Below are 22465 nucleotides of genomic sequence, written 5' to 3' on the forward strand. Positions count from 1 at the left end.
AAAATCATGATTTTGCCAAATTTGCCCTTGAATATTAGTAGCGTTTTCTTTACAATCGTAAATAGTGTAAAAAAGCGTGCAAACGCATGAATATCATCTAAAGGAGAGATTCACATGGGAAAACTGTATGTATTTGATCACCCGTTAATTCAACATAAGATTACATATATTCGCGATAAGAATACAGGTACGAAAGATTTTCGTGAATTAGTGGACGAAGTAGCAAGCTTAATGGCTTTCGAAATTACTCGCGACCTTCCACTTAAGGACATTGAAATTGAAACACCTGTAAGCAAAGCGACAACAAAAGTGATCGCTGGTAAAAAACTTGGTTTAATTCCGATTTTACGTGCAGGTTTAGGAATGGTTGATGGAATTCTGAAATTAATTCCAGCAGCAAAAGTAGGACACGTTGGTTTATACCGTGACCCTAAAACATTGCAACCGGTAGAATACTATGTGAAACTTCCAACGGATGTAGAAGAGCGTGACTTTATCGTACTAGATCCGATGCTAGCAACAGGTGGTTCTGCGGCTGAAGCAATTAACTCTCTGAAAAAGCGCGGTGCGAAACAAATTAAATTAATGTGTATCGTTGCAGCTCCAGAAGGGGTAAAAGTAGTACAAGAAGAACATCCTGATGTTGATATTTATGTAGCAGCATTAGATGAGAAATTAAATGACCACGGATATGTAGTACCAGGTCTTGGTGATGCTGGTGACCGTTTATTCGGAACGAAGTAAGACAACTGACGAGCAGGGGAGATTCCCCAGCTCGTCTTTTTTGCTGTAAGCAAGTAGGGGAGGGGGAGAGGATAAATATACATCGTATATACAACATAAGTTGCATACACCTCACATATAATATAGAAGTCTTACGTCTGAGGAACACTATATTATGGAAGAAAAGCGTTATATCTCGAAAATATAATAGTGACAAACTTGTGAACATTTCCTTCTATTATAAAGAGAAAACTGTTAGAAATTGCATATATGTAACCAGTATTTAGAAGGGGAACGTTTTCATTTTTGGGAGGAAATGCCTAATACTCAAATTTTTAGATTTTTTACGATTTCTCGTTGACACTGTTAATACCCTATTGTATGCTAACAACGGGGATAGATGGTAGGGCTTTCAGTGACAAAATTACATCTATTCCGTGACGAAAATGTAAACTTTTTGTTTTGTATAGGATTTATGCAAAAAAATGAGTTATTATTAACACATCGTGAATGAGGGTTACATATTGGAGGGATGAATCCTTGCAAAAAAACGATCGCAGCCATATAAAAGCTTATGCTTTAATGTCAGGTATTCTTGCTCAATTAGTCGGTTCTATTCTTGTTGGAATCTTTGGTGGGCAGTGGATTGATAATAAGGTTGGAACGTTTCCGTTGTTTCTTATTATAGGGTTATTACTCGGACTAGGAACAGGGGTATACGCAATGATTCGACTCATTCGACATTACTATTCGGGAGAGCAATGATGATAGACGTACATGGACTTGTCCAAAGACAAAAGAAATATATGTACTACTTGCTTGCGCTTCTAGTGCTAGGATGGGGATTTACCTCTTACAAGGATGTATTTCTTGGACTGATTATCGGTACGATTTTCAGTTTTCTTAGTTTGCGCATCATTGCACGTAGAACAGACAAGCTGCTAGATCGCGTAACAAATGGAGAAAACGTGAAGTTCAAGGCAACAGCGGTAAGTACATATTCAAGATTCGCCACGATTGGGTTATTAATTTTATTTGCAGCCAAATATCAAGAGTTAATCGCGATGTGGGGCCTAGGTGTAGGATTGCTGACAGGATACCTTGTCATGATCATAGATTTTCTTTATTTAGAGTATAAGAGCAGGGAAGAGAGGTGAATTACTAGTGGAACACGGTAAATTAGTTGAATTTCTAGGTTTAACGTTCGATTTGTCATCAGTTATGATGGTTACTGTAGCAGCAGTTATTGTTTTCTTAATCGCTGTTATCGGAACTCGCAGCTTAGCTCTTCGCCCAACCGGGATGCAAAACTTCATGGAATGGGTGTTTGACTTCGTGAAAGGGATTATCAATAGTACGATGGACTGGAAAACAGGTGGACGTTTCTTAACGCTTGGCGTTACGCTTATCATGTTTATCATCGTATCGAACTTCCTTGGTTTACCATTCATGTATTCAGCAACTGAAGCTGGCGAACATATTGCATGGTGGAGATCACCAACGTCTGATCCAGCAGTTACATTAACATTAGCCGTGATGGTAGTTACCCTCACCCATTATTATGGAATTAAGATGAAGGGTACGAAAGAGTACGTAAAAGGTTATTTCCAACCTATGAAATTCTTATTCCCATTAAAGGTTATTGAGGAGTTTGCTAACACATTAACGTTAGGTCTTCGTTTATTTGGTAACATTTATGCAGGTGAGATCTTATTAGGATTACTTGCTAAGTTGGGCGGAGCATCAGTCCTTGGGGCATTAGGTGCGCTTGTACCAATGTTAGCATGGATGGGATTCAGTGTATTCGTTGGATCAATCCAAGCATTTATTTTCGTTATGTTAACGATGGTTTATATGGCTCATAAAGTAAGCCATGACCATTAATATAATTTAAGTAAGAAAAAATTTATTTTTTTATAATACAAAGGAGGACAAATTAAATGAGTTTAGGTGTAATCGCAGCTGCAATTGCAATTGGTTTATCAGCATTAGGTGCAGGTATTGGTAACGGTCTTATCGTATCACGTACAATCGAAGGTGTTGCTCGTCAACCAGAATTAAAAGGCGCACTTCAAACAATTATGTTCATCGGGGTTGCTTTAGTTGAGGCACTTCCAATCATCGGTGTAGTTATTGCATTCATCGTAATGAACAAATAAGGGAGACTCCCCTTACATAGATGGCGAAGAGTGTTTTTCCGAACTTTCTTCGCCATTGCTTTATGAACGAAACGTATGTCTTTTTTTTTCATATGATCAATTTAGATATTTTGAAGGGAGTGAATCCTTGTGCCAACTTTATTATTAGGAGCTTCCATTCCATTTGGAACGATTGCTTATACATTGTTCATTTTCTTACTTCTATTAGTAATGCTACGCAAATTTGCGTGGGGTCCTTTAATGGGAATTATGAAAGAACGTGAAGAGCACGTTGCTAATGAAATCGACGCTGCAGAAAGAAATAATGCTGAAGCGAAGAAATTAGTAGAAGAACAACGTGAGATGTTAAAACAATCGCGTGTTGAAGCACAAGAGTTAATCGAAAGAGCGAAAAAGCAAGCTGTAGATCAAAAGGATGTTATTGTTGCTGCTGCGAAAGAAGAAGCAGAATCAATTAAAGCATCTGCTGTACAAGAAATTCAACGCGAAAAAGAGCAAGCAATTGCTGCTTTACAAGAACAAGTCGCTTCTTTATCTGTTCAAATTGCTTCTAAAGTAATTGAAAAAGAATTAAAAGAAGAAGATCAAGTGAAGTTAATTCGCGATTATATTAAAGAAGTAGGAGAAGCGCGATGAGCAATGGGATTGTAGCAAAACGTTATGCTGTCGCTCTTTTTAAAATTGCAAAAGAAAAACACGTATTAGAAATGTTTGAAGAGGAATTACGCCTTGTACAAAACGTTTATGTAAAGAACGGAGAACTACATAGCTTTTTAACGCAACCGAACATTTCAAAGGAACAAAAGAAAACGTTTCTTGCAAACGTATTCGGATCTGTTTCTGAATCTATTTTAAATACGTTATATATTTTAATTGATAACAAACGCATTGATATCTTACCTGAAATTGCAGATGAATATGTTGTTCTTGCTAATGAAGAACGTAACGTAGCGGATGCAACTGTATATTCTACTCGTCTTCTATCAGAAGAAGAGAAGCTTAACATTGCTGAAGCATTTGCAAAGAGAACGGGAAAAGATGCAATTCGCGTGAAAAATGTTGTAGATGAAGATTTACTAGGCGGAATTAAAGTACGTATTGGAAATCGCATTTATGACGGAAGTTTACAAGGAAAATTAGCACGTATTCAGCGTGAATTAATGAAGAATAGATAGGGGTGAAGCACATGAGCATCAGAGCTGAAGAAATTAGCGCACTGATAAAGCAACAAATCGAGAACTATCAGTCTGAAATCGAAGTTAGTGATGTTGGTACAGTTATCCAAGTTGGTGACGGTATCGCGCGTGCTCATGGTCTTGATAACGTTATGGCTGGTGAACTTGTAGAGTTCTCTAACGGCGTTATGGGACTAGCACAAAACTTAGAGGAAAACAACGTAGGTATTATCATTTTAGGACCTTACACAGAAATCCGTGAAGGTGACGAAGTTCGTCGTACTGGTCGCATCATGCAAGTACCAGTAGGAAAAGAACTAATTGGTCGTGTTGTAAACCCATTAGGTCAACCAGTTGATGGTTTAGGCCCAATCAATACAACAAACACTCGTCCAATCGAAAGTCCAGCACCAGGTGTAATGGATCGTAAATCTGTTCATGAGCCACTTCAAACAGGTATTAAAGCGATCGATGCTCTTGTACCAATTGGCCGTGGTCAACGTGAGTTAATCATTGGTGACCGTCAAACTGGTAAAACAGCAGTTGCACTTGATACAATCATTAACCAAAAAGATGAAGACATGATTTGTATCTACGTAGCAATTGGACAAAAAGAATCAACTGTACGTAACGTAGTAGAAACACTACGTAAGCACGGTGCATTAGAATACACAATCGTTGTAACTGCATCTGCTTCTCAACCAGCTCCATTACTATACCTAGCTCCTTATGCTGGTGTAACAATGGGTGAAGAGTTCATGTACAATGGTAAACACGTATTAGTAGTATATGATGACTTATCAAAACAAGCAGCGGCTTACCGTGAGCTGTCATTACTATTACGTCGTCCTCCAGGTCGTGAAGCTTACCCAGGGGATGTATTCTACTTACATTCTCGCTTATTAGAGCGTGCAGCAAAATTAAGTGATGCAAAAGGCGGCGGTTCTTTAACTGCACTACCTTTCATCGAAACACAAGCAGGGGACGTATCAGCATACATCCCAACAAACGTAATTTCTATTACGGATGGACAAATCTTCTTACAATCTGACCTATTCTTCTCTGGCGTACGTCCAGCGATCGATGCGGGTACTTCTGTATCTCGTGTAGGTGGATCTGCTCAGATTAAAGCAATGAGTAAAGTATCAGGTACACTTCGTCTTGACCTTGCATCTTACCGTGAGTTAGAAGCGTTCGCTCAGTTCGGTTCTGACCTTGATAAAGCAACTCAAGCGAAATTAAACCGTGGTGCTCGTACTGTTGAGGTATTAAAACAAGGATTACACAAACCGTTACGTGTAGAGAAACAAGTTATCATTCTTTACGCTTTAACACGTGGATTCCTAGATGATATCCCAGTAGTAGATATCACTCGTTTTGAAGAAGAATTCCATGCTTGGTTAGATTCTAATGCGACTGACTTATTAGAAGAAATCCGCACAACTAAGAAACTTGCGGATGACGACAAATTTGCAGCAGCAATCAATGGATTTAAAAAAGTATTCGTAGCTTCTGAATAATAAAAGCGGAAGCGGCTCATTCAAGCCGCTGGAGCTAGATAGTATATATAAAAGGCATCTCGGGCTCTGAGATTGCTAAAGGTCATGTAAAGGAAAAGAGTAGGTGCACCTATTCTTTTCCTTCAATCATGAGCAAGAATATCTTGCAACGTAGATTAGGAAGAGGATTCTTACTAATCGTGCCAACTTCCGGAAAAAAGGTGGTGAAAACCTGTGGCATCTTTACGCGATATAAAAGCGAAGATTAACTCGACAAAGAAAACGAGTCAAATTACGAAAGCGATGGAGATGGTATCTGCATCTAAGTTAAACCGTGCAGAGCAAAATGCTAAATCTTTCGTTCCGTATATGGAAAAGATTCAAGAAGTAGTAGCGAGCATTGCGCAAGGAAGCAAAGGGATTAATCATCCAATGCTAAATGCGCGTCCTGTAAAGCGTACAGGATACATCGTTATTACGTCTGATCGCGGACTAGCAGGTGGTTATAACAGTAACGTATTACGTACAGTAAGTAACGTAATTCGTGAACGTCATAATATGGATTCAAACCAATATTCTATTATTGTGCTTGGACGACTAGGACGTGATTATTTAAAACGTCGCGGCTTTAACATTATTGATGAAGTAGTTGGATTATCTGACCACCCATCATTTACTGATATTAAAGACCTTGCTTCTCGAGCAATTGCGATGTTCGCAGATGGTGCTTATGATGAGCTGTACATTTACTACAACCATTACGTAAGTAAAATTTCACAAGAGGTAACGGAAAATAAAATTTTACCGCTTACTGATGTGGCGTCTGACAAACCGACGACAGCTTATGAATTCGAACCTTCTGAAGAAGAAATTTTAAAAGTACTATTGCCACAATACGCAGAAAGCTTAGTGTACGGTGCATTACTAGACGGTAAAGCAAGTGAGCACGCAGCGCGTATGACAGCAATGAAGAGTGCTACAGACAACGCAATGGAAGTTATCGATTCACTTACACTTTCATTCAACCGTGCGCGTCAGGCAGCGATTACGCAAGAAATTACGGAAATCGTTGGTGGAGCAGCAGCGTTAGAATAGTATTAAAAAGCGGAAGCGGTTCGTTCAGAATGAGAGGGGGATGGAGCCTTTTGACGTAGAGGCGATTTGTGCCTCGTAGGAAAAAGCGAAGCCACCGAACATTCTAACCGCTGGAGCTGGATTCAATAAAAAGCGGAAGCGGCTCTTTCAGGAGAGTCGCGTAAGCTAAACTAATAAAAAATTAAAAGCTAACCTCTCTGATAGAGGTAGCTAATTAAAAGAAAGCTAGGAGGGAACCCGATGAATAAAGGGCGCGTTACGCAAATCATGGGTCCGGTTGTAGACGTTAAGTTTGATGGCGGAAAGCTACCAGAAATCTACAATGCCCTTACGGTAAAACAAAGCAACGAAAACGGAAGCATGAACTTAACATTTGAAGTTGCACTTCATTTAGGTGATGATACAGTTCGTACAGTTGCGATGTCTTCCACAGATGGACTTGTTCGTGGCACAGAAGTAGAAGATACTGGTAAAGCAATCTCTGTACCAGTTGGTGATGCAACACTTGGACGTGTATTCAACGTATTAGGTGATGCAATTGACTTAGATGGTGAACTTCCTGCGGATGTACACCGTGATCCAATTCACCGTCAAGCACCTGCATTCGAAGAATTATCTACTAAAGTAGAAATTCTTGAAACTGGTATTAAAGTAGTAGACTTACTTGCTCCTTACATTAAGGGTGGTAAGATCGGCCTATTCGGTGGTGCCGGCGTAGGTAAAACAGTATTAATTCAGGAGTTAATCAATAACATCGCACAAGAGCACGGTGGTATCTCTGTATTCGCTGGTGTAGGTGAGCGTACTCGTGAGGGTAATGACTTATACCACGAAATGAGCGATTCTGGCGTAATCAAGAAAACTGCGATGGTATTCGGACAAATGAACGAGCCACCTGGAGCACGTCAACGTGTTGCATTAACAGGTTTAACAATGGCTGAGCATTTCCGTGATGAGCAAGGACAAGACGTACTTCTGTTCATCGATAACATCTTCCGTTTCACGCAAGCGGGTTCTGAAGTATCTGCCCTTCTTGGTCGTATGCCATCTGCGGTAGGTTACCAACCAACACTTGCAACAGAAATGGGTCAATTACAAGAGCGTATTACATCTACAAATAAAGGGTCTATCACGTCTATCCAAGCGGTATATGTACCAGCCGATGACTATACTGACCCAGCACCAGCTACAACGTTCGCTCACTTAGATGCAACAACAAACTTAGAGCGTCGTTTAACGCAAATGGGTATTTACCCAGCCGTAGATCCATTAGCATCTACATCTCGTGCACTTTCTCCAGAAATCGTAGGAGAAGAGCATTATGAAGTAGCTCGTCAAGTACAGCAAACTTTACAACGTTATAAAGAGCTTCAAGATATCATCGCTATCTTAGGTATGGATGAGTTATCTGAAGAAGATAAGTTAGTTGTACATCGTGCTCGTCGTATTCAATTCTTCTTATCTCAAAACTTCCACGTAGCTGAGCAGTTTACAGGTCAAAAAGGTTCTTACGTACCTGTAAAAAATACAGTTAGTGGTTTCAAAGAAATTCTAGAAGGAAAATATGATGACCTTCCAGAAGATGCATTCCGCTTAGTAGGTGGCATTGAAGAAGTTATTGAAAACGCGAAGAAAATGATGGCGTAAGGCCTTAGGAGGGACGAAGTATGAAGACATTTCCAGTCAGTATTGTAACTCCTGATGGACCGGTTTACGAAAAAGAAGTAGAAATGGTAAGTGTAAAAGCAGAGAGTGGGGAAATGGGGATCTTACCAGGTCACATTCCAACTGTTGCACCATTAAAAATTAGTGCAGTTCGTCTGAAAAATGGTGGACACACTGATTATGTAGCAGTAAGCGGTGGCTTTATCGAAGTTCGTCCAGATAAAGTGACTGTATTATCATCATCTGCTGAAGAAGCAAACCATATCGATATCCATCGTGCAAATGAAGCGAAGCGTCGCGCTGAGCAACGTCTGCAAGATAAACAAGCACATGTTGACTTTAAACGTGCAGAAATGGCATTACAACGTGCTGTGAACCGTTTGAACGTTTCCGATATGAAGTAAAAAAATCCGTAAGGGCTTTGCCTTTACGGATTTTTTTTTGTGTATTTTATGGATAATTTTACAAAACTGGTATAATTATATTGATGCTTGTATAAGTAGAAGTGTACAACAATTTATATTTCATAAAGGGGATGGATCAATGATTGGTGAAATGAAGCGAGAAGCATTGTACTCTTTAAAGGGAAAATGGGGACTAGGTGTTGGATCAACAATTTTATATTTTATTTTAAGTTATGTTGTTTCGCTGGCTGCAATGCTTATACTATTAATTCCAGGAATTATTATATTTCTCTCAGTTGTAAGCTTAACTGGATCATTTGAAGAGGAAACGATGTCAATTGGAGCAGGTATTACCTTTGGAATTTTTTATTGCATTATGATAATTTTGAGTAACGCATCGTATGGGATTACGTCATATGGTTATACAAATGTATTTTTACAGATTAGTAAACGAGAAGATGCTAAAGTAGATTACTTATTCGAAGGATTTCGTGGCTTTAAAAGAATGATGAAAACAATGTGGGCAATGCTTGCGATTTTGTTATATACAGGTACATGGATTCCGATGCTGTTAATAGGCTTATTTGCATTGTTAGGTGAAGAAGGGAATACGTCATTTGCAATAGCTTTCTTCGTACTATTAGCAATTTCAATTGTTGGTATGATTGTGATGTATTTTTCTTATGCACTGACGTACTATGTGATGATTGAAAATCCAGAATATAGTGTTTCGCAGGCGATGAAGGAAAGTAAGAATCTTATGAAGGGTCATAAGTTAGATTTGTTTCTTTTATGGCTGAGCTTCATAGGATGGGCTATTTTAGCGCTTCTTACTTTTGGAATAGGATTTCTTTGGCTTAGTCCGTATATGAGTACGACGACAGCACACTTTTATCGCTACATTTCAAAAGGTGAATTTCAATAGGAACATGCTATACTAATAGAATTATTGTGTATAGGAGGCGAGGCTACGCATGATTAGTGATTTAAAAGGAGAAGCACTAGATTCATTAGAAGGGAAATGGGGATTAGCTGTTGGAGCTACACTACTCATTTCAATTCTTATCACGGCTTTTAGTTTTAGTGTTGATTGGGGATTTTCTTTAATTTTCGGTTGGCAAAAAACAAATGGTTCACTTTCAACGAATATTCTTTCATTTTTTGTAACTGGACCGTTAACTTTAGGTGGATATTACCTTGGTTTAAATATCCTTCGTGAAAAGCAAGCTAGTATTGGTAATGTATTCATTTGGTTTTCAGAGGGAAAGAGATTTCTAAAATCATTTTTATTATATTTATTAGTAAATCTTTATCTTTTCTTATGGACGTTATTGTTCATTATTCCAGGTATTATTAAATCATTTTCTTATGCGATGACATACTTTATTATAAACGATCATCCTGAGTATTCACTGAACCAAGCTATTACAGAAAGTCGTCGTATGATGGATGGACATAAGATGGAGTATTTCATTTTATGTTTAAGTTTTATTGGCTGGTTTATATTAAGTTGTATTACGTTAGGGATTGGATTCTTATGGTTAATTCCATATTTCTATACGACATCTGCAGCTTTTTACGAAGAGATTGCAGAAGAATATTATGAGAAAAAAATTTAGCACTATAAAACCCCCAGTATGAATTATTTGTTCATACTGGGGTTTTTTTGTAGAAATTTTATAAATTGATTACTAGTAAGTGGTTTACTGAAATAGTAACCTTGCATATATTTACAGTTATGTTTTTGCAGAAACTTAAGCTGTTTTTCGGTTTCAATTCCTTCGGCAACGACTGAAAGATTTAAAGTATTTGCGAGGGAAAGTATTGTAGAAACGATGGCTCGTTCTTCAGGACGATGATCAGCTAATTGTGTAAATTCTCTCGGTACTTTTAATGTGTCGATTGGAAAAATTGATAAATAAGCAAGAGAAGAATACCCAGTACCGAAGTCATCAATGGAAGTTTGGATACCGTACTCTTTTAATTGCTTCAGTCTCAATAACGTTTCTTTCTCGTCAATCATTGCAATTCTTTCTGTTAACTCAAGGGTTACATATTTTGGGTCGACTTGCACGTCGTTTAATATTTGTGAAATGTTTTCGATTAATTGATCTTGCCGGAATTCTTTTGCGGATAAATTAACACTTATTTTTAAATTTTGGTAGCCAAAGGTATGCCATATTTTTAATTGGAGACAAGCTTCTTGTAATACCCAATGTCCAAGTGGGACTACTTGTGGCGTCTCTTCTACAATTGGAATAAACTCACATGGTGAAATGTCACCTAATAGCGGGTGTTTCCATCGTATTAAAGCTTCAGCACCGATAATTTTATTTGTTGTCGTATCAATTTGTGGTTGATAAACGAGATAAAATTCTTTGTTTACTAAAGCGATTGGCAAATCTTTTTCAATTCGAGCTTTTCGTTCCATTTTTTTATATAGTTCTTTCGTGTAAAGAGAGCTACCGTTTTTTCCTTTATTCTTTGCTTCGTACATGGCCATATCAGCATGCTGCAAAATGGATAGCGCATCTTCACCTGCTTCAGGATATATTGCAATTCCGATGCTCGGTGAGATTTGTAAATGTTGATTTTCGATTTCAAATGGCTCATTCATGGCCGCTACAATCCTATCAGCTATTTTTTGGACATCTGGCTTTTTTTTGTAATTCTCGATAAGGATTGTGAACTCATCCCCAGCTAGCCGCGCGAGTTTCATATTTGATGTTGCTATTCTTTCGAGCCTTTTTGCTACTGCGATGAGCAATAGGTCTCCTACTCGATGACCGAGGGTATCATTAATAACTTTAAAACGGTCTAGGTCGAGAAACATAACAGCAAAAGGCTTTTTCGATATTTTTGCTCGCGCAATTGCCTGTTCTAAATGTTGATGAAATGCACGACGATTTGCAAGCTCTGTTAAAGTATCATGGTATGCTAGGAAGTTGATTTGTTCTTGTTGTTGTTTGCTTTCCGTAATATCTTTAATCATTAAATAAACCCCAGAAATTTTCTCCTTTAAAAAGATCGGTACGGCGGTAACGTGCAAGTAGTAAATATCTCTGTTTTTATGGTAAGCCCGTATTTCTAAAGAAATCGAATATCCCTTTTTCACGCGATGAAAGGCGTTAATCATTTCTTCTAAATCTTCTTCGTATATGAGTGAATAGTAAGGCTGGTTTAATAATTCATTCGTTTGATAACCGAGTAAAGTAGTACCAGCGTTATTTACTTTGAGAAAATTACCGTACAAATCTAATGTGAAAATTGGATCTGGATGATGCTCGTATAAAGATTTAAACATTTGTTGATTATGATAGAGTTCATTTTTCTGTTCTACTAAATCTTCTGTACGTAGTTTAATTTGTTTCTCGAGTTCTGAGTTGAATTGCATTTGAGCGATCAATAATATTTTATTTTGTTTTCGAACTAAACTATGACGTATGAGAACGAAAGAAAAAGTTATTATAAGTCCGATTACTATAATAGGCGCAAAAACGTATTCAACTAATATAAAAACAATAAGCATTACTACAGAAATATACGGTAATGATAATCGGATTGATTCGCCAATTTTAGGTGTTAGTAGTACTTGTTCTTGTTTTTCAGGCTTTTTTGTATGGAGAATACAGGCGATTGCTACTAGTACTAAGGTTACTTGATAGAAAGGCGTAACTGTAAACATAGAATACTCTGGTATGAAGTATTTTATATAAGCATAAATCGCATCTGTAGTAGCATATAAAATTAAAGCACTGCCAAGAAGTGCACCGACCTTTTTAGGTAATAAGGATAGTGGTTTGAATAAAAGGTTGATTCCTATTAAGAGAAAGAGTAAATCAGCCATTGGATAGGTAAGTTGAACAAATATGTCGATATAGGATGTTGTAAAGATATGAATAGTTCGTTCAATAAGTAAGTAGTAACTTAAAGTAAATTGGGCTGTAACGATAATACAAATATCACATAGCATAAAAAGTTTTTCTAATAAATCTCGGTTATAAATGATTTCGTATAGAAAGGCAAACGTAAAGCTAACTAAAAAAAGTAAGTAAAAAAAGTCAGATGGATCAACGAACGTATAGAAGTCCTTTACAATTAAACGCTGATAGGCAACGACTATATCACCGATAAAATAAGAGAGAGCTCCAACAGATAATATGATCCAAAATAAACGAGATAGCCCTTCTTTCATGTTTGAAAAATAAAGTATATAACTACAAGCGATAATATCAATTAATAGGGTGCTCGTTCCGATTAATAGCTGAAAAGGAAATGAGTATTCATATACAAAAGGCATTGCTACATAGTGAAGCGTTATAGACAGCAATACAATGCTTATAAGAATACTTACATGTGTTTGTTTTTTCATTTATATCACCTACGGTTTCTTGAAAAGCATATATAAGTTTTATATTTATTTTGCACAATTATAGCAAGTTGTAAAGATAGATTTTAATAATTCTTGTTTCTGTCTCCCAACATATCGACATAGGAATTTGAAGTTTGCTATAATGATTAGAATAGTTGCATTATTTAGAAAAATTTAAAAATAATAATTACTGCAACTAGGACATATTGTTTACTATGTGAACTTGTTCTTAATTTAGGGGGGAGGGTTTCACAATGGCAAGTGTATATGAAAATAGTTATATGATCGTTTTGATTTTCTTGCTATTAGGTATATTGCTGCCGGTAGTGGCTCTTACATTAGGAAGGATGCTGCGCCCAAATAAACCAAGTGCAGCAAAGGCGACGACGTATGAGAGTGGAATTGAGCCTTTTCATGATGCAAATATTCGGTTTCATGCTCGTTATTATATTTTCGCTTTATTGTTTGTGATCTTTGATGTAGAAACTTTATTTTTATATCCTTGGGCTGTTGCGTATGACAAGCTAGGTTTATTTGCATTAATTGAAATGCTCATCTTTGTTGTAATGTTGCTAGTTGGATTAGCGTATGCTTGGAAAAAGAAGGTGTTACAATGGTTATAAATTTTGAGGAATTACATCCAAATGAGCGAGCAGAATTAGAACGAAATATCTTTTTTTCTACATTGGAACAGTTGAAAGGATGGGCGAGGAGCAACTCTTTATGGCCGATGACATTCGGACTGGCATGCTGTGCAATTGAAATGATGGGGGTAGGCTCATCACATTACGATTTAGATCGATTTGGGTCATTTTTTCGAACTTCACCAAGGCAATCGGACGTCATGATTGTATCGGGAACAGTAACGAAGAAGATGGCTCCTATTGTTCGGCGTTTATATGATCAAATGCCCGAACCGAAATGGGTTATTGCGATGGGATCTTGTGCGACAGCAGGTGGTCCGTATGTAAATTCATATGCTGTTGTGAAAGGTGTAGACCAAATCGTACCAGTTGATGTGTATATTCCTGGTTGTCCCCCAAATCCAGCTGCTTTAATCTATGGAATTAATAAATTAAAAGAGAAAATTCGTTACGAGGCAAAGACCGGAAAGCAGGTGACGAATAAATGAGTAATCCAAATAAAGATTTAGAGGATCTGAAAAAAGAAGCAGCTAGGCGTGCGAAAGAAGAAGCGAGAAAACGCCTTGTAGCGAAACACGAGGCGGAAATAAGTGAACTTGAGGAGGAAGATCAAGAAAAAGAGAAAGCGCTACCAAAAAATGATGATATTACTATAGAAGAAGCAAAACGACGTGCAGCAGCAGCCGCAAAAGCAAAAGCGGCAGCATTGGCAAAGCAGAAAAGAGAAGGGACAGAAGAAGTAACGGAAGAAGAAAAAGCGAAAGCCAAGGCGAAGGCAGCAGCAGCCGCAAAAGCAAAAGCGGCGGCGTTAGCGAAACAGAAAAGAGAAGGAACCGAAGAAGTAACGGAAGAAGAAAAAGCGAAAGCCAAGGCGAAGGCAGCAGCAGCCGCAAAAGCAAAAGCGGCAGCATTAGCGAAACAGAAAAGAGAAGGGACAGAAGAAGTAACGGAAGAAGAAAAAGCGAAAGCCAAGGCGAAGGCAGCAGCAGCCGCAAAAGCAAAAGCGGCGGCGTTAGCGAAACAGAAAAGAGAAGGAACCGAAGAAGTAACGGAAGAAGAAAAAGCGAAAGCCAAGGCGAAGGCAGCAGCAGCCGCAAAAGCAAAAGCGGCAGCATTAGCGAAACAGAAAAGAGAAGGAACCGAAGAAGTAACGGAAGAAGAAAAAGCGAAAGCCAAGGCGAAGGCAGCAACAGCCGCAAAAGCAAAAGCGGCAGCATTAGCGAAGCAGAAAAGAGAAGGAACCGAAGAAGTAACGGAAGAAGAAAAAGCGAAAGCCAAGGCAAAAGCGGTGGCGGCGGCAAAGGCGAAAGCGGCAGCATTGGCGAAGCAGAAAGCCTCGCAAGGTGATGGGGATTCGGGAGATGAAAAGGCAAAGGCAATTGCAGCGGCAAAAGCGAAAGCAGCAGCGGCTGCAAGAGCGAAGACAAAGGGAGCTGAAGGTAAGAAAGAGGATGAGCCGAAGCAGGAAGAACCGTCCGTAAATCAGCCGTATTTAAATCAGTATGTTGAGGCTATTAGGGAGAAGTTAGGAGAGGGTGCATTAGTAGATTCCTACATTAATAAACTGTCAAAGGATGTGCCAACTCTTGTGGTGGATCCAGAAAAGTATTATGAAGTGATGGAGTCACTGCGATTCCATGAGGGACTTGCTTTTGATTATATGTCAGAGCTACATGCGACGGATTTTGTGACACATATGGAAGTGTATGTTCATTTGTTTTCATATGGCAAGAAACAATCGGTAGCGGTGAAGGTAAAGCTAGACCGGGAAGCGCCGCAAGTCGAATCTGTGACAGCGCTTTGGAAAGGAGCTGACTGGCCGGAGCGAGAAGCATATGATTTGCTCGGCATTGTATTTAAAGGGCATCCGAATTTAACGCGTATTTTAATGCCAGATGATTGGGTAGGATATCCGCTTAGAAAAGACTATGAACCGTATGATGTGGAGGTGTAGCTATGATCCGCACGGAAGAGATGCTTTTGAATGTAGGACCTCAGCATCCGAGTACACATGGTGTGTTCAGGCTCGTAATTAAGATTGACGGGGAAATTATTAAAGAAGCTACACCTGTTATTGGATATTTGCATCGCGGGACCGAAAAGATCGCTGAGAGCTTACAGTATACGCAAATTATCCCTTATACAGATCGAATGGACTATTTATCAGCCATGACGAATAATTACGTCATTTGCCATGCTGTGGAGACGATGATGGGGCTTGAAATTCCGGAGCGTGCCGAATACTTGCGAGTACTTGCGATGGAGTTAGGAAGAATTGCGAGTCATCTCGTTTGGTGGGGGACGAATCTTCTTGATATAGGAGCGGTCAGCCCGTTTTTGTACGCGTTTCGTGAACGAGAGATGATTATAAATTTATTAAATGAATTATGCGGGGCACGGCTTACTTTTAACTATATGAGAGTTGGTGGTGTGAAGTGGGATGCCCCAGATGGTTGGATTGAAAAGGTGGAAGAGTTTGTTCCGTATATGAGGGAGCAATTAGCAGGTTATCATGATCTTGTTAGCGGTAATGAGATTTTCTTAAATCGTGTGAAAGGCGTTGGTATATATAGCGCGGAAGAAGCGATCTCGTATTCTTTAAGTGGAGCAAATTTGCGGTGCACTGGAGTAAACTGGGATCTTCGCAAAGATGAGCCGTATTCGATTTATGATCGTTTTGATTTTGATATTCCTGTTGGAAGCGTGGGAGATGCTTGGGATCGCTACGTTTGCCGAATGCAAGAAATCGAGGAGTCTTTAAAGATTGTTGAGCAAGCGGTTCAGCAGTTCCCGAAAGATGGAGCTGTGCTGGCAAAAGTACCGAAAATTATTAAGGCACCTAAGGGAGAAGCATTTGTACGTATTGAATCGCCGCGCGGAGAGATTGGTTGTTATATCGCAAGTGACGGAAAGAAAGAGCCGTACCGTTTGAAGTTTCGTAGGCCATCTTTTTATAACTTGCAAATTTTACCGAAGTTATTGAAAGGTGAAAACATCGCTAATTTAATTACGATTTTAGGTGGAGTTGATATTGTACTTGGGGAGGTTGATGGCTAATGATTGAGACGCTCTTACAATCACCTTCAAGCTGGACGAATTTCTTCATTTTTTTTGGATTAGCGGTACTTCTACTATTTGCAGTCCTTGGCTTCGTTACATATGGAATTTTGGCAGAACGGAAAGTGATGGGGTTTATGCAAGGGCGGATTGGACCAAACCAGGTTGGAGGCCGATTCGGTTTACTGCAAACGGTAGCTGATGTTTTAAAACTATTATTGAAAGAAGATAGTATTCCGAAAGCAGCAGATAAACCGCTGTTTATATTAGCGCCTGTCATTGCATTTGCACCAGCATTTATGGTGCTTGCGGTTATCCCGTTCACTGATAAATTTCAATTTGCAGATATTGGAGTCGGGCTACTTTATTATATTGCTGTTTCCGGTATTACGACGATAGGTGTTGTAACTGGGGGATGGGCATCGAATAATAAATATTCCCTTTTAGGAGGGATGCGTGCGGCGGCGCAAATGATTTCTTATGAGATTCCGCTCGTAATGAGTGTAATTGGCATCGTTTTGCTAGCTGGTAGTCTGAATTTAAATGAGATTGTAGCGGCGCAGGAGAAGGTCTGGTACATTTTCGTACAGCCAATTGGATTCGTCGTTTTCTTAATCGCAGCAGTTGCAGAGTTAAATAGGACGCCATTCGATTTGCCGGAAGCGGAGTCAGAACTTGTTTCTGGATATCATACGGAATACTCAGGTTTTCGCTGGGCGTTTTTCATGCTTTCAGAGTACGTATATTTCTTCGGGATGGCATCGTTAATTACAGTGCTCTTTTTAGGCGGATGGAATCCAGTCATGTTTCTTGGATTTATCCCAGGTGCCGTATGGTTTGCTTTGAAATTTAGCAGTGTAGTCTTTCTATTAATTTGGTTCCGCGTTACGTTCCCGCGTATAAGAGGTGACCAGTTAATGGAGTTTGGATGGAAAGTATTATTGCCGATTGCACTTGCAAATATTTTCTTAACGGCATTGATTAAGGAGTTATTCTTCTAATCTATGAGGGGGGTGCCAGTAAGAGATGAAAGGACTATTTAAAGGGTTAAAATATACATTAAGTAATTTGAGCAAGAAGAAGGTAACGTATGATTATCCAAATCAACCGTTGCCGTTGCCAGACCGTTTTCGGGGGATTCAAAAATTTTATCCGGAGAAATGTATTGTTTGTAATCAGTGCTCTAACATTTGTCCGACAGACTGTATTCAGTTAACAGGAAAGAAACATCCGGATCCTACGAAAAAAGGAAAAATTATCGACACGTATGATATTAATTTTGAAATTTGTATTCTTTGTGATTTATGTACAGAAGTTTGTCCGACAGAGGCAATTGTCATGACAAATAACTTTGAACTCGCGGAATATTCACGTGATGACTTATTTAAAAATTTGCAGTGGCTTGACGAAAACGACGAAAACGTCAGGAAGGAGAATAAGGCATGAATGGCGAGTTTGTAGCATTCTTTATACTATCCTTGTCTGCAATTATCGGCGGTGTTCTTATGTTGAACTTAACGAAAGTTATGCACATGATGCTAGCTCTCGTTCTGACATTTCTCAGCATTGCAGGTTTGTATTTTCTTTTGTCAGCCGAATTTATAGGCGTTGCACAAATTTTACTTTACTCTGGTGCAATCACAATTATTATGATTTTCGGCATTATGTTAACGAAACATAACGCGGAAAATGAATCGCGTCTTACTCTTCGAAAATGGATTATCTTCTTTGCAGTTGTAGCATTTGGAGCGGTTATGTATTTCGCTGTTAATAATGTTGATTTTGCAAATGAAAGCACACAAGGAAGTTTACCTCTCCATGAAAACAACACACTTCAAATCGGTACGCTTCTCTATTCAAAATATATTATTCCATTTGAACTAACTTCAGTTATTTTACTTGTAGCACTCGTTGGCGCAATTATACTTGCGAAAAAGGACGAGAAAGAGGAGGATTCCAATGAGTAGCGTTCCAGCTTCTGCATATTTAACACTTGCGATTATTTTGTTTTGCATCGGTCTATTTGGAGCTTTAACAAAGCGGAATACAGTAATCGTATTAGTTTGTATCGAATTAATGCTGAATGCTGCCAATTTAAACTTAGTGGCGTTTAGTAAATTAGGCTTATTTCCGAATTTAACAGGTCAAATTTTCTCACTGTTTACGATGGCTGTAGCGGCAGCGGAAGCGGCGGTAGGACTCGCTATTTTAATTGCTTTATATCGTAATCGTACGACAGTTCAGGTGGATGAAATGGATACGCTCAAAGGATAGCATTGTGACCGAAAAAGGGGGAAGGAAACAATGATCGATTATGCATGGCTCATACCGCTTTTCCCACTCGTTTCGTTTTTGTTACTTATTATATTCGGGAAGAAAATTAGAGAAGGAAGCAGCGTACTTAGTATTTTTTTCGTCTTTCTCTCCTTTATACTTGCGGTACTTGTGTTAATAGAAAGGTTTTCAGAAGCAAGCGTGAAGCATAAGTGGGTGTGGCTTAGAGCTGGAGATGTGGATATATCATTCGGCTTTGAAGTGACTGCATTAGGAGCTTTAATGTTATTTATCGTGACGCTTGTGAGTCTACTTGTACATGTGTATTCGAAAGGTTATATGAAAGGTGATGAACGATTACCGACCTTTTACGCATATTTAGGACTCTTTACATTTGCGATGTTAGGGCTTGTTATATCAACGAATTTATTACAACTTTATATATTTTGGGAATTAGTTGGCCTTGGCTCATTTTTACTTATCGGTTTTTATTTCTTTAAAGAAGAAGCGAAGGCTGCTGCAAAAAAGGCTTTTATTATGACCCGTATTGGGGATGTTGGTTTATTTATCGGGATGATTTTAATTTTTTGGTACGCAGGTAGTTTTGAATATGACGCAATATTTAGGGCGATTTATACAGGGGATCTACCTCCTTACATGATTACAATAACAGCGATATTAATTTTTATCGGGGCGATGGGGAAATCAGGTCAGTTCCCGCTTCATACGTGGTTGCCAGATGCAATGGAGGGGCCAACACCCGTTTCGGCACTTATTCACGCGGCGACGATGGTCGCAGCTGGCGTATATTTAGTAGCGACGATGTTCCCTCTATTTTCAGCAAGTACAGTGGCGATGCAGACAGTGGCAATCGTTGGAGCTTTCACTGCAATCTTTGCGGCCTCTATCGGTCTTGTGCAAACAGATATAAAGAGGGTGCTTGCTTATTCTACAGTTAGCCAGCTCGGGTATATGATGCTCGCGCTAGGTTCTGCCGGTTATGTAGCTGGTATATTTCATTTAACGACACATGCTTTTTTTAAAGCACTACTATTTTTGGCGGCAGGAAGTGTAATTCATGCTGTGCATACGCAAAACATTAATAAAATGGGCGGTTTACAGAAGAAGATGAAAGTAACTGGTACGCTATTTTTAATAGGTACCCTTGCCATTAGCGGTGTTCCGCTGCTTTCCGGTTTTTTCAGCAAAGATGAAATTTTAGCGGCGACGTGGATGAATGGCAATTACGTTTTATTTACTTTAGCAGTAATTGCGGCATTTTTAACAGCGTTTTATATGTTCCGCCTTTACTTTCTTGTCTTTACTGGAGAAACGAAGACGAAGGAAGAAGTGCATGAATCGCCTCGCGTTATGACGTATCCAATGATTGTTCTCGGCGTTCTCGCAGTAGTGGCAGGATATATAAATACACCATGGTTTGGGACGTTTCTCGGAGATTGGTTGACGAAAGATGTAGGGTTTAAGGTTGAAGAAACGCATGGACCAGTTTGGATTATGATTGTTGCGACACTCGTTTCATTTGCGGGAATCGCTCTTGCATATTTCATATATAGGAAGAAATCAATTTCTAGGAATTGGGCTGGGGGTACGGAAACATCGCTTTATAATCTTTTGAAAGAAAAATATTATGTGGATGAACTATACAACATGACGGTGATTCCTATTACGAAAGGAATCGCTCATGTGCTTCGCTTATTTGAAGTGTATGTAGTCGAAGGAATTGCAGTTTTAATTGCAAGTGTAGTGAGAGGCACAAGTAACCTTGGATCGAAACTTCAAAACGGGAATGTACAAGTGTACGGTACTGTAACGGCGGTTTCGCTCGCTGTACTCGTCATTATTTTGCTCTATACGGGAGGGGATTTACGATGAATGATTTGTTGTTAACGTTCTTCATTTTTTCCCCGCTTTTAGGAATTTTATTGCTTGTATTAACACCGAAAAAGGAATTGCGTACAGTGCGAGCGCTTGGCTTATTTGGAACGGCACTGCCATTTGGAATCGCTATCGTCCTCGCTTGTACATATGCTTCTGGAAAGAATTTGTCACTATTTGATGAAAAAGTGAAATGGATTAAGTTCGGCGATTTTACAGCGGTAGATAAAAGGTGGTTTTCTATTTATTACGAGCTTGGTATTGATGGTTTGTCACTTGTCATGATGGTACTGACGGCTCTTCTAGCGATGCTTGCAGCAATTGCAGCCTTTTCTATTAAAAGAAATTTAAAAGCATTTTATATGCTGTTACTCATGCTAGAAATAGGAATGCTCGGCGTCTTTGCTGCTCAAAACTTAATGTTGTTTTTTATCTTCTTTGAAATTACGTTGCCACCAATGTTCTTATTAATTGGAAAGTGGGGAAAATTGTCGAGTGAAAAGGCTGCGTATAGTTATTTAATATATAACGGTATTGGCTCAGCTATTTTGCTCATTGTTTTCTCAATTTTGTTCGCGAAAACAGGTACAACAAATATTGTGGAGCTGAAAGAGATATTAAGAAGCGTAAACGCAGAGGGAGCACTCGTCATCCCAAGTAATTTGCAGCTTAGTGTATTTATTGCCATAATGATTGCTTTTGCAATTAAACTACCTGTTTTTCCGTTGCACCGCTGGATGGTCAATGTACACATAGAAGCGCATCCAGCTGTAGTTATGCTTCATGCGGGTGTTTTGCTGAAGATTGGAGCGTACGGTATTATTCGCTTCGGGAAAGGGCTATTCCCGGAATATTTTCACGATGTTGCAACACTAATTGCGATATTAGGCGTAATTAATTTATTATACGGTGCCTTTTTAGCGCTCATCCAAACAGACTTTAGGAAAGTACTGGCTTACTCTAGTATTTCGCATATGGGAATTGTGTTAATGGGACTTGCGTCACTTAATGCACCTGGTACACAAGGAGCGTTATTCCAGGTTGTATCGCACGGTTTAATTGCAGCCTTGCTGTTTTTCTTACTCGGTGTTATAGAACAACGTTTCGGAACATCAGACATTACAGCGCTTGGTGGACTCGCAAAAAGTGTCCCAGTACTTAGCGGCTTCTTCTTAGCAGGAGGAATGGCATCGCTCGGATTACCAGGGATGTCTGGGTTTGTTAGTGAATTTCTTGCCTTTCTCGGTTTATTTCAAGGAGAGCCCGTCATTGCTGCAGTCGGTGTGATTGGCATCATTTTAACCGCTGTATATGTATTAAGGGCGACACTTCAAGTGACATTTGGAAAGAAAGAGTGGGAAGCAAAATCTGATATACACGGATGGGAGTATGTCCCTGTTTTACTACTTATCTTTTGTATTATTGCAATTGGAGTTATGCCAGAAATACTAGGGGATCCGCTTCAAAATACATTGAAAACATTGGGGGTGAAGTAGGATGGA

25 protein-coding genes are annotated in these 22465 nt (G+C 39.1%); 24 read left to right on the forward strand and 1 reads right to left on the reverse strand.

What is annotated here, in order from left to right; genetic code table 11:
* Nucleotides 1-114 precede the first annotated feature (114 nt).
* The 14 genes from upp to IQ781_RS16560 all read left to right on the forward strand — a co-directional run bounded on the left by upp (nucleotide 115) and on the right by IQ781_RS16560 (nucleotide 10339).
* Nucleotides 115-744: a uracil phosphoribosyltransferase gene (gene upp / locus IQ781_RS16495; RefSeq protein ID WP_000517539.1), complete on the forward strand. Its 630-nt coding sequence runs from the start codon at nucleotides 115-117 to the stop codon at nucleotides 742-744.
* A 379-nt stretch (nucleotides 745-1123) separates the two neighbouring features.
* Nucleotides 1124-1237 (forward strand): DUF4024 domain-containing protein, encoded by a 114-nt coding sequence (locus IQ781_RS16500; protein ID WP_000232962.1) that lies wholly within the window; start codon nucleotides 1124-1126, stop codon nucleotides 1235-1237.
* A gap of 26 nt (nucleotides 1238-1263) precedes the next feature.
* Entirely contained in the window at nucleotides 1264-1488 is a 225-nt protein-coding gene (locus IQ781_RS16505; protein ID WP_001171223.1) for an AtpZ/AtpI family protein, read from the forward strand.
* The gene (locus IQ781_RS16510; RefSeq protein WP_000567600.1) at nucleotides 1488-1880 is read left to right on the forward strand and encodes an ATP synthase subunit I; all 393 of its coding nucleotides are present in this window, start codon (nucleotides 1488-1490) and stop codon (nucleotides 1878-1880) included. The genes IQ781_RS16505 and IQ781_RS16510 overlap by 1 nt, the downstream gene beginning before the upstream one ends.
* A gap of 7 nt (nucleotides 1881-1887) precedes the next feature.
* Nucleotides 1888-2607 (forward strand): F0F1 ATP synthase subunit A, encoded by a 720-nt coding sequence (atpB, locus tag IQ781_RS16515; RefSeq protein ID WP_000399871.1) that lies wholly within the window; start codon nucleotides 1888-1890, stop codon nucleotides 2605-2607.
* Between the two features lie 56 nt (nucleotides 2608-2663).
* On the forward strand, nucleotides 2664-2882 hold the full coding sequence (gene atpE, locus IQ781_RS16520; protein WP_000052064.1) for a F0F1 ATP synthase subunit C: 219 nt from the start codon (nucleotides 2664-2666) through the stop codon (nucleotides 2880-2882).
* A 129-nt stretch (nucleotides 2883-3011) separates the two neighbouring features.
* Entirely contained in the window at nucleotides 3012-3518 is a 507-nt protein-coding gene (gene atpF, locus IQ781_RS16525; protein ID WP_001142624.1) for a F0F1 ATP synthase subunit B, read from the forward strand.
* Nucleotides 3515-4057 (forward strand): F0F1 ATP synthase subunit delta, encoded by a 543-nt coding sequence (gene atpH / locus IQ781_RS16530; RefSeq protein ID WP_000064683.1) that lies wholly within the window; start codon nucleotides 3515-3517, stop codon nucleotides 4055-4057. Before atpF ends, atpH begins: the two co-directional genes overlap by 4 nt.
* Nucleotides 4058-4068: 11 nt before the next feature.
* Nucleotides 4069-5577 (forward strand): F0F1 ATP synthase subunit alpha, encoded by a 1509-nt coding sequence (gene atpA / locus IQ781_RS16535; protein WP_000027518.1) that lies wholly within the window; start codon nucleotides 4069-4071, stop codon nucleotides 5575-5577.
* 213 nt (nucleotides 5578-5790) lie between these two features.
* Nucleotides 5791-6651 carry a F0F1 ATP synthase subunit gamma gene (gene atpG / locus IQ781_RS16540; protein ID WP_000157696.1) on the forward strand — a complete coding sequence of 287 codons (861 nt, stop codon included), beginning with the start codon at nucleotides 5791-5793 and terminating at the stop codon, nucleotides 6649-6651.
* Nucleotides 6652-6891: 240 nt separating this feature from the next.
* Complete coding sequence (gene atpD / locus IQ781_RS16545) at nucleotides 6892-8298, forward strand: F0F1 ATP synthase subunit beta (protein ID WP_001032595.1); 1407 nt, start codon at nucleotides 6892-6894, stop codon at nucleotides 8296-8298.
* Between the two features lie 20 nt (nucleotides 8299-8318).
* Nucleotides 8319-8720 carry a F0F1 ATP synthase subunit epsilon gene (gene atpC, locus IQ781_RS16550; protein ID WP_000847211.1) on the forward strand — a complete coding sequence of 134 codons (402 nt, stop codon included), beginning with the start codon at nucleotides 8319-8321 and terminating at the stop codon, nucleotides 8718-8720.
* Between the two features lie 139 nt (nucleotides 8721-8859).
* A complete protein-coding gene (locus tag IQ781_RS16555; protein ID WP_000578820.1) occupies nucleotides 8860-9645 on the forward strand; it encodes a DUF975 family protein in 786 nt (261 codons plus the stop codon).
* Nucleotides 9646-9694: 49 nt separating this feature from the next.
* On the forward strand, nucleotides 9695-10339 hold the full coding sequence (locus IQ781_RS16560) for a DUF975 family protein (RefSeq protein ID WP_000622462.1): 645 nt from the start codon (nucleotides 9695-9697) through the stop codon (nucleotides 10337-10339).
* Between the two features lie 23 nt (nucleotides 10340-10362).
* Here IQ781_RS16560 and IQ781_RS16565 read toward each other — a convergent pair whose 3' ends face one another.
* Nucleotides 10363-13092 (reverse strand): EAL domain-containing protein, encoded by a 2730-nt coding sequence (locus tag IQ781_RS16565; protein ID WP_063220191.1) that lies wholly within the window; start codon nucleotides 13090-13092, stop codon nucleotides 10363-10365.
* Between the two features lie 254 nt (nucleotides 13093-13346).
* On the opposite strand from IQ781_RS16565, the gene nuoA reads away from it, so the two are divergent.
* From nuoA to IQ781_RS16615, 10 genes are read left to right on the forward strand one after another with little or no spacing between them, the layout of a single operon-like run.
* Entirely contained in the window at nucleotides 13347-13715 is a 369-nt protein-coding gene (gene nuoA / locus IQ781_RS16570) for an NADH-quinone oxidoreductase subunit NuoA (protein WP_000179273.1), read from the forward strand.
* The gene (gene nuoB, locus IQ781_RS16575) at nucleotides 13706-14224 is read left to right on the forward strand and encodes an NADH-quinone oxidoreductase subunit NuoB (protein WP_000236331.1); all 519 of its coding nucleotides are present in this window, start codon (nucleotides 13706-13708) and stop codon (nucleotides 14222-14224) included. Before nuoA ends, nuoB begins: the two co-directional genes overlap by 10 nt.
* The gene (locus IQ781_RS16580) at nucleotides 14221-15690 is read left to right on the forward strand and encodes an NADH-quinone oxidoreductase subunit C (RefSeq protein ID WP_050292763.1); all 1470 of its coding nucleotides are present in this window, start codon (nucleotides 14221-14223) and stop codon (nucleotides 15688-15690) included. Before nuoB ends, IQ781_RS16580 begins: the two co-directional genes overlap by 4 nt.
* Before the next feature lie 2 nt (nucleotides 15691-15692).
* Nucleotides 15693-16793 carry an NADH-quinone oxidoreductase subunit NuoD gene (nuoD, locus tag IQ781_RS16585; RefSeq protein ID WP_000621434.1) on the forward strand — a complete coding sequence of 367 codons (1101 nt, stop codon included), beginning with the start codon at nucleotides 15693-15695 and terminating at the stop codon, nucleotides 16791-16793.
* The gene (nuoH, locus tag IQ781_RS16590; protein WP_000573426.1) at nucleotides 16793-17794 is read left to right on the forward strand and encodes an NADH-quinone oxidoreductase subunit NuoH; all 1002 of its coding nucleotides are present in this window, start codon (nucleotides 16793-16795) and stop codon (nucleotides 17792-17794) included. The genes nuoD and nuoH overlap by 1 nt, the downstream gene beginning before the upstream one ends.
* A gap of 25 nt (nucleotides 17795-17819) precedes the next feature.
* Nucleotides 17820-18239, forward strand: coding sequence for an NADH-quinone oxidoreductase subunit NuoI (nuoI, locus tag IQ781_RS16595; RefSeq protein WP_000677191.1), 420 nt, complete (start codon nucleotides 17820-17822; stop codon nucleotides 18237-18239).
* Nucleotides 18236-18760 (forward strand): NADH-quinone oxidoreductase subunit J, encoded by a 525-nt coding sequence (locus IQ781_RS16600; RefSeq protein WP_001012812.1) that lies wholly within the window; start codon nucleotides 18236-18238, stop codon nucleotides 18758-18760. The genes nuoI and IQ781_RS16600 overlap by 4 nt, the downstream gene beginning before the upstream one ends.
* Nucleotides 18753-19067: an NADH-quinone oxidoreductase subunit NuoK gene (gene nuoK / locus IQ781_RS16605; protein WP_000100079.1), complete on the forward strand. Its 315-nt coding sequence runs from the start codon at nucleotides 18753-18755 to the stop codon at nucleotides 19065-19067. Before IQ781_RS16600 ends, nuoK begins: the two co-directional genes overlap by 8 nt.
* Before the next feature lie 30 nt (nucleotides 19068-19097).
* Nucleotides 19098-20960, forward strand: coding sequence for an NADH-quinone oxidoreductase subunit L (gene nuoL / locus IQ781_RS16610; protein ID WP_016125745.1), 1863 nt, complete (start codon nucleotides 19098-19100; stop codon nucleotides 20958-20960).
* Nucleotides 20957-22459, forward strand: a complete 1503-nt coding sequence (locus IQ781_RS16615; protein WP_050228876.1) for an NADH-quinone oxidoreductase subunit M — start codon at nucleotides 20957-20959, stop codon at nucleotides 22457-22459. The genes nuoL and IQ781_RS16615 overlap by 4 nt, the downstream gene beginning before the upstream one ends.
* Nucleotides 22460-22465 lie beyond the last annotated feature (6 nt).

Origin of the sequence: Bacillus sp. N447-1 (assembly GCF_022701035.1) — a bacterium.
GTDB lineage: Bacteria > Bacillota > Bacilli > Bacillales > Bacillaceae_G > Bacillus_A > Bacillus_A cereus.

What these genes read in the sequence shown, in the direction of transcription:
- upp (WP_000517539.1), top strand. Translation starts at nt 115, where the DNA reads ATGGGAAAACTGTATGTATTTGATCACCCGTTAATTCAACATAAGATT.
- IQ781_RS16500 (WP_000232962.1), top strand. Translation starts at nt 1,124, where the DNA reads ATGGTAGGGCTTTCAGTGACAAAATTACATCTATTCCGTGACGAAAAT.
- IQ781_RS16510 (WP_000567600.1), top strand. Translation starts at nt 1,488, where the DNA reads ATGATAGACGTACATGGACTTGTCCAAAGACAAAAGAAATATATGTAC.
- atpE (WP_000052064.1), top strand. Translation starts at nt 2,664, where the DNA reads ATGAGTTTAGGTGTAATCGCAGCTGCAATTGCAATTGGTTTATCAGCA.
- atpH (WP_000064683.1), top strand. Translation starts at nt 3,515, where the DNA reads ATGAGCAATGGGATTGTAGCAAAACGTTATGCTGTCGCTCTTTTTAAA.
- atpA (WP_000027518.1), top strand. Translation starts at nt 4,069, where the DNA reads ATGAGCATCAGAGCTGAAGAAATTAGCGCACTGATAAAGCAACAAATC.
- atpD (WP_001032595.1), top strand. Translation starts at nt 6,892, where the DNA reads ATGAATAAAGGGCGCGTTACGCAAATCATGGGTCCGGTTGTAGACGTT.
- atpC (WP_000847211.1), top strand. Translation starts at nt 8,319, where the DNA reads ATGAAGACATTTCCAGTCAGTATTGTAACTCCTGATGGACCGGTTTAC.
- IQ781_RS16555 (WP_000578820.1), top strand. Translation starts at nt 8,860, where the DNA reads ATGATTGGTGAAATGAAGCGAGAAGCATTGTACTCTTTAAAGGGAAAA.
- IQ781_RS16560 (WP_000622462.1), top strand. Translation starts at nt 9,695, where the DNA reads ATGATTAGTGATTTAAAAGGAGAAGCACTAGATTCATTAGAAGGGAAA.
- IQ781_RS16565 (WP_063220191.1), bottom strand. Translation starts at nt 13,092, where the DNA reads ATGAAAAAACAAACACATGTAAGTATTCTTATAAGCATTGTATTGCTG.
- nuoA (WP_000179273.1), top strand. Translation starts at nt 13,347, where the DNA reads ATGGCAAGTGTATATGAAAATAGTTATATGATCGTTTTGATTTTCTTG.
- nuoB (WP_000236331.1), top strand. Translation starts at nt 13,706, where the DNA reads ATGGTTATAAATTTTGAGGAATTACATCCAAATGAGCGAGCAGAATTA.
- IQ781_RS16580 (WP_050292763.1), top strand. Translation starts at nt 14,221, where the DNA reads ATGAGTAATCCAAATAAAGATTTAGAGGATCTGAAAAAAGAAGCAGCT.
- nuoD (WP_000621434.1), top strand. Translation starts at nt 15,693, where the DNA reads ATGATCCGCACGGAAGAGATGCTTTTGAATGTAGGACCTCAGCATCCG.
- nuoH (WP_000573426.1), top strand. Translation starts at nt 16,793, where the DNA reads ATGATTGAGACGCTCTTACAATCACCTTCAAGCTGGACGAATTTCTTC.
- nuoI (WP_000677191.1), top strand. Translation starts at nt 17,820, where the DNA reads ATGAAAGGACTATTTAAAGGGTTAAAATATACATTAAGTAATTTGAGC.
- IQ781_RS16600 (WP_001012812.1), top strand. Translation starts at nt 18,236, where the DNA reads ATGAATGGCGAGTTTGTAGCATTCTTTATACTATCCTTGTCTGCAATT.
- nuoK (WP_000100079.1), top strand. Translation starts at nt 18,753, where the DNA reads ATGAGTAGCGTTCCAGCTTCTGCATATTTAACACTTGCGATTATTTTG.
- nuoL (WP_016125745.1), top strand. Translation starts at nt 19,098, where the DNA reads ATGATCGATTATGCATGGCTCATACCGCTTTTCCCACTCGTTTCGTTT.
- IQ781_RS16615 (WP_050228876.1), top strand. Translation starts at nt 20,957, where the DNA reads ATGAATGATTTGTTGTTAACGTTCTTCATTTTTTCCCCGCTTTTAGGA.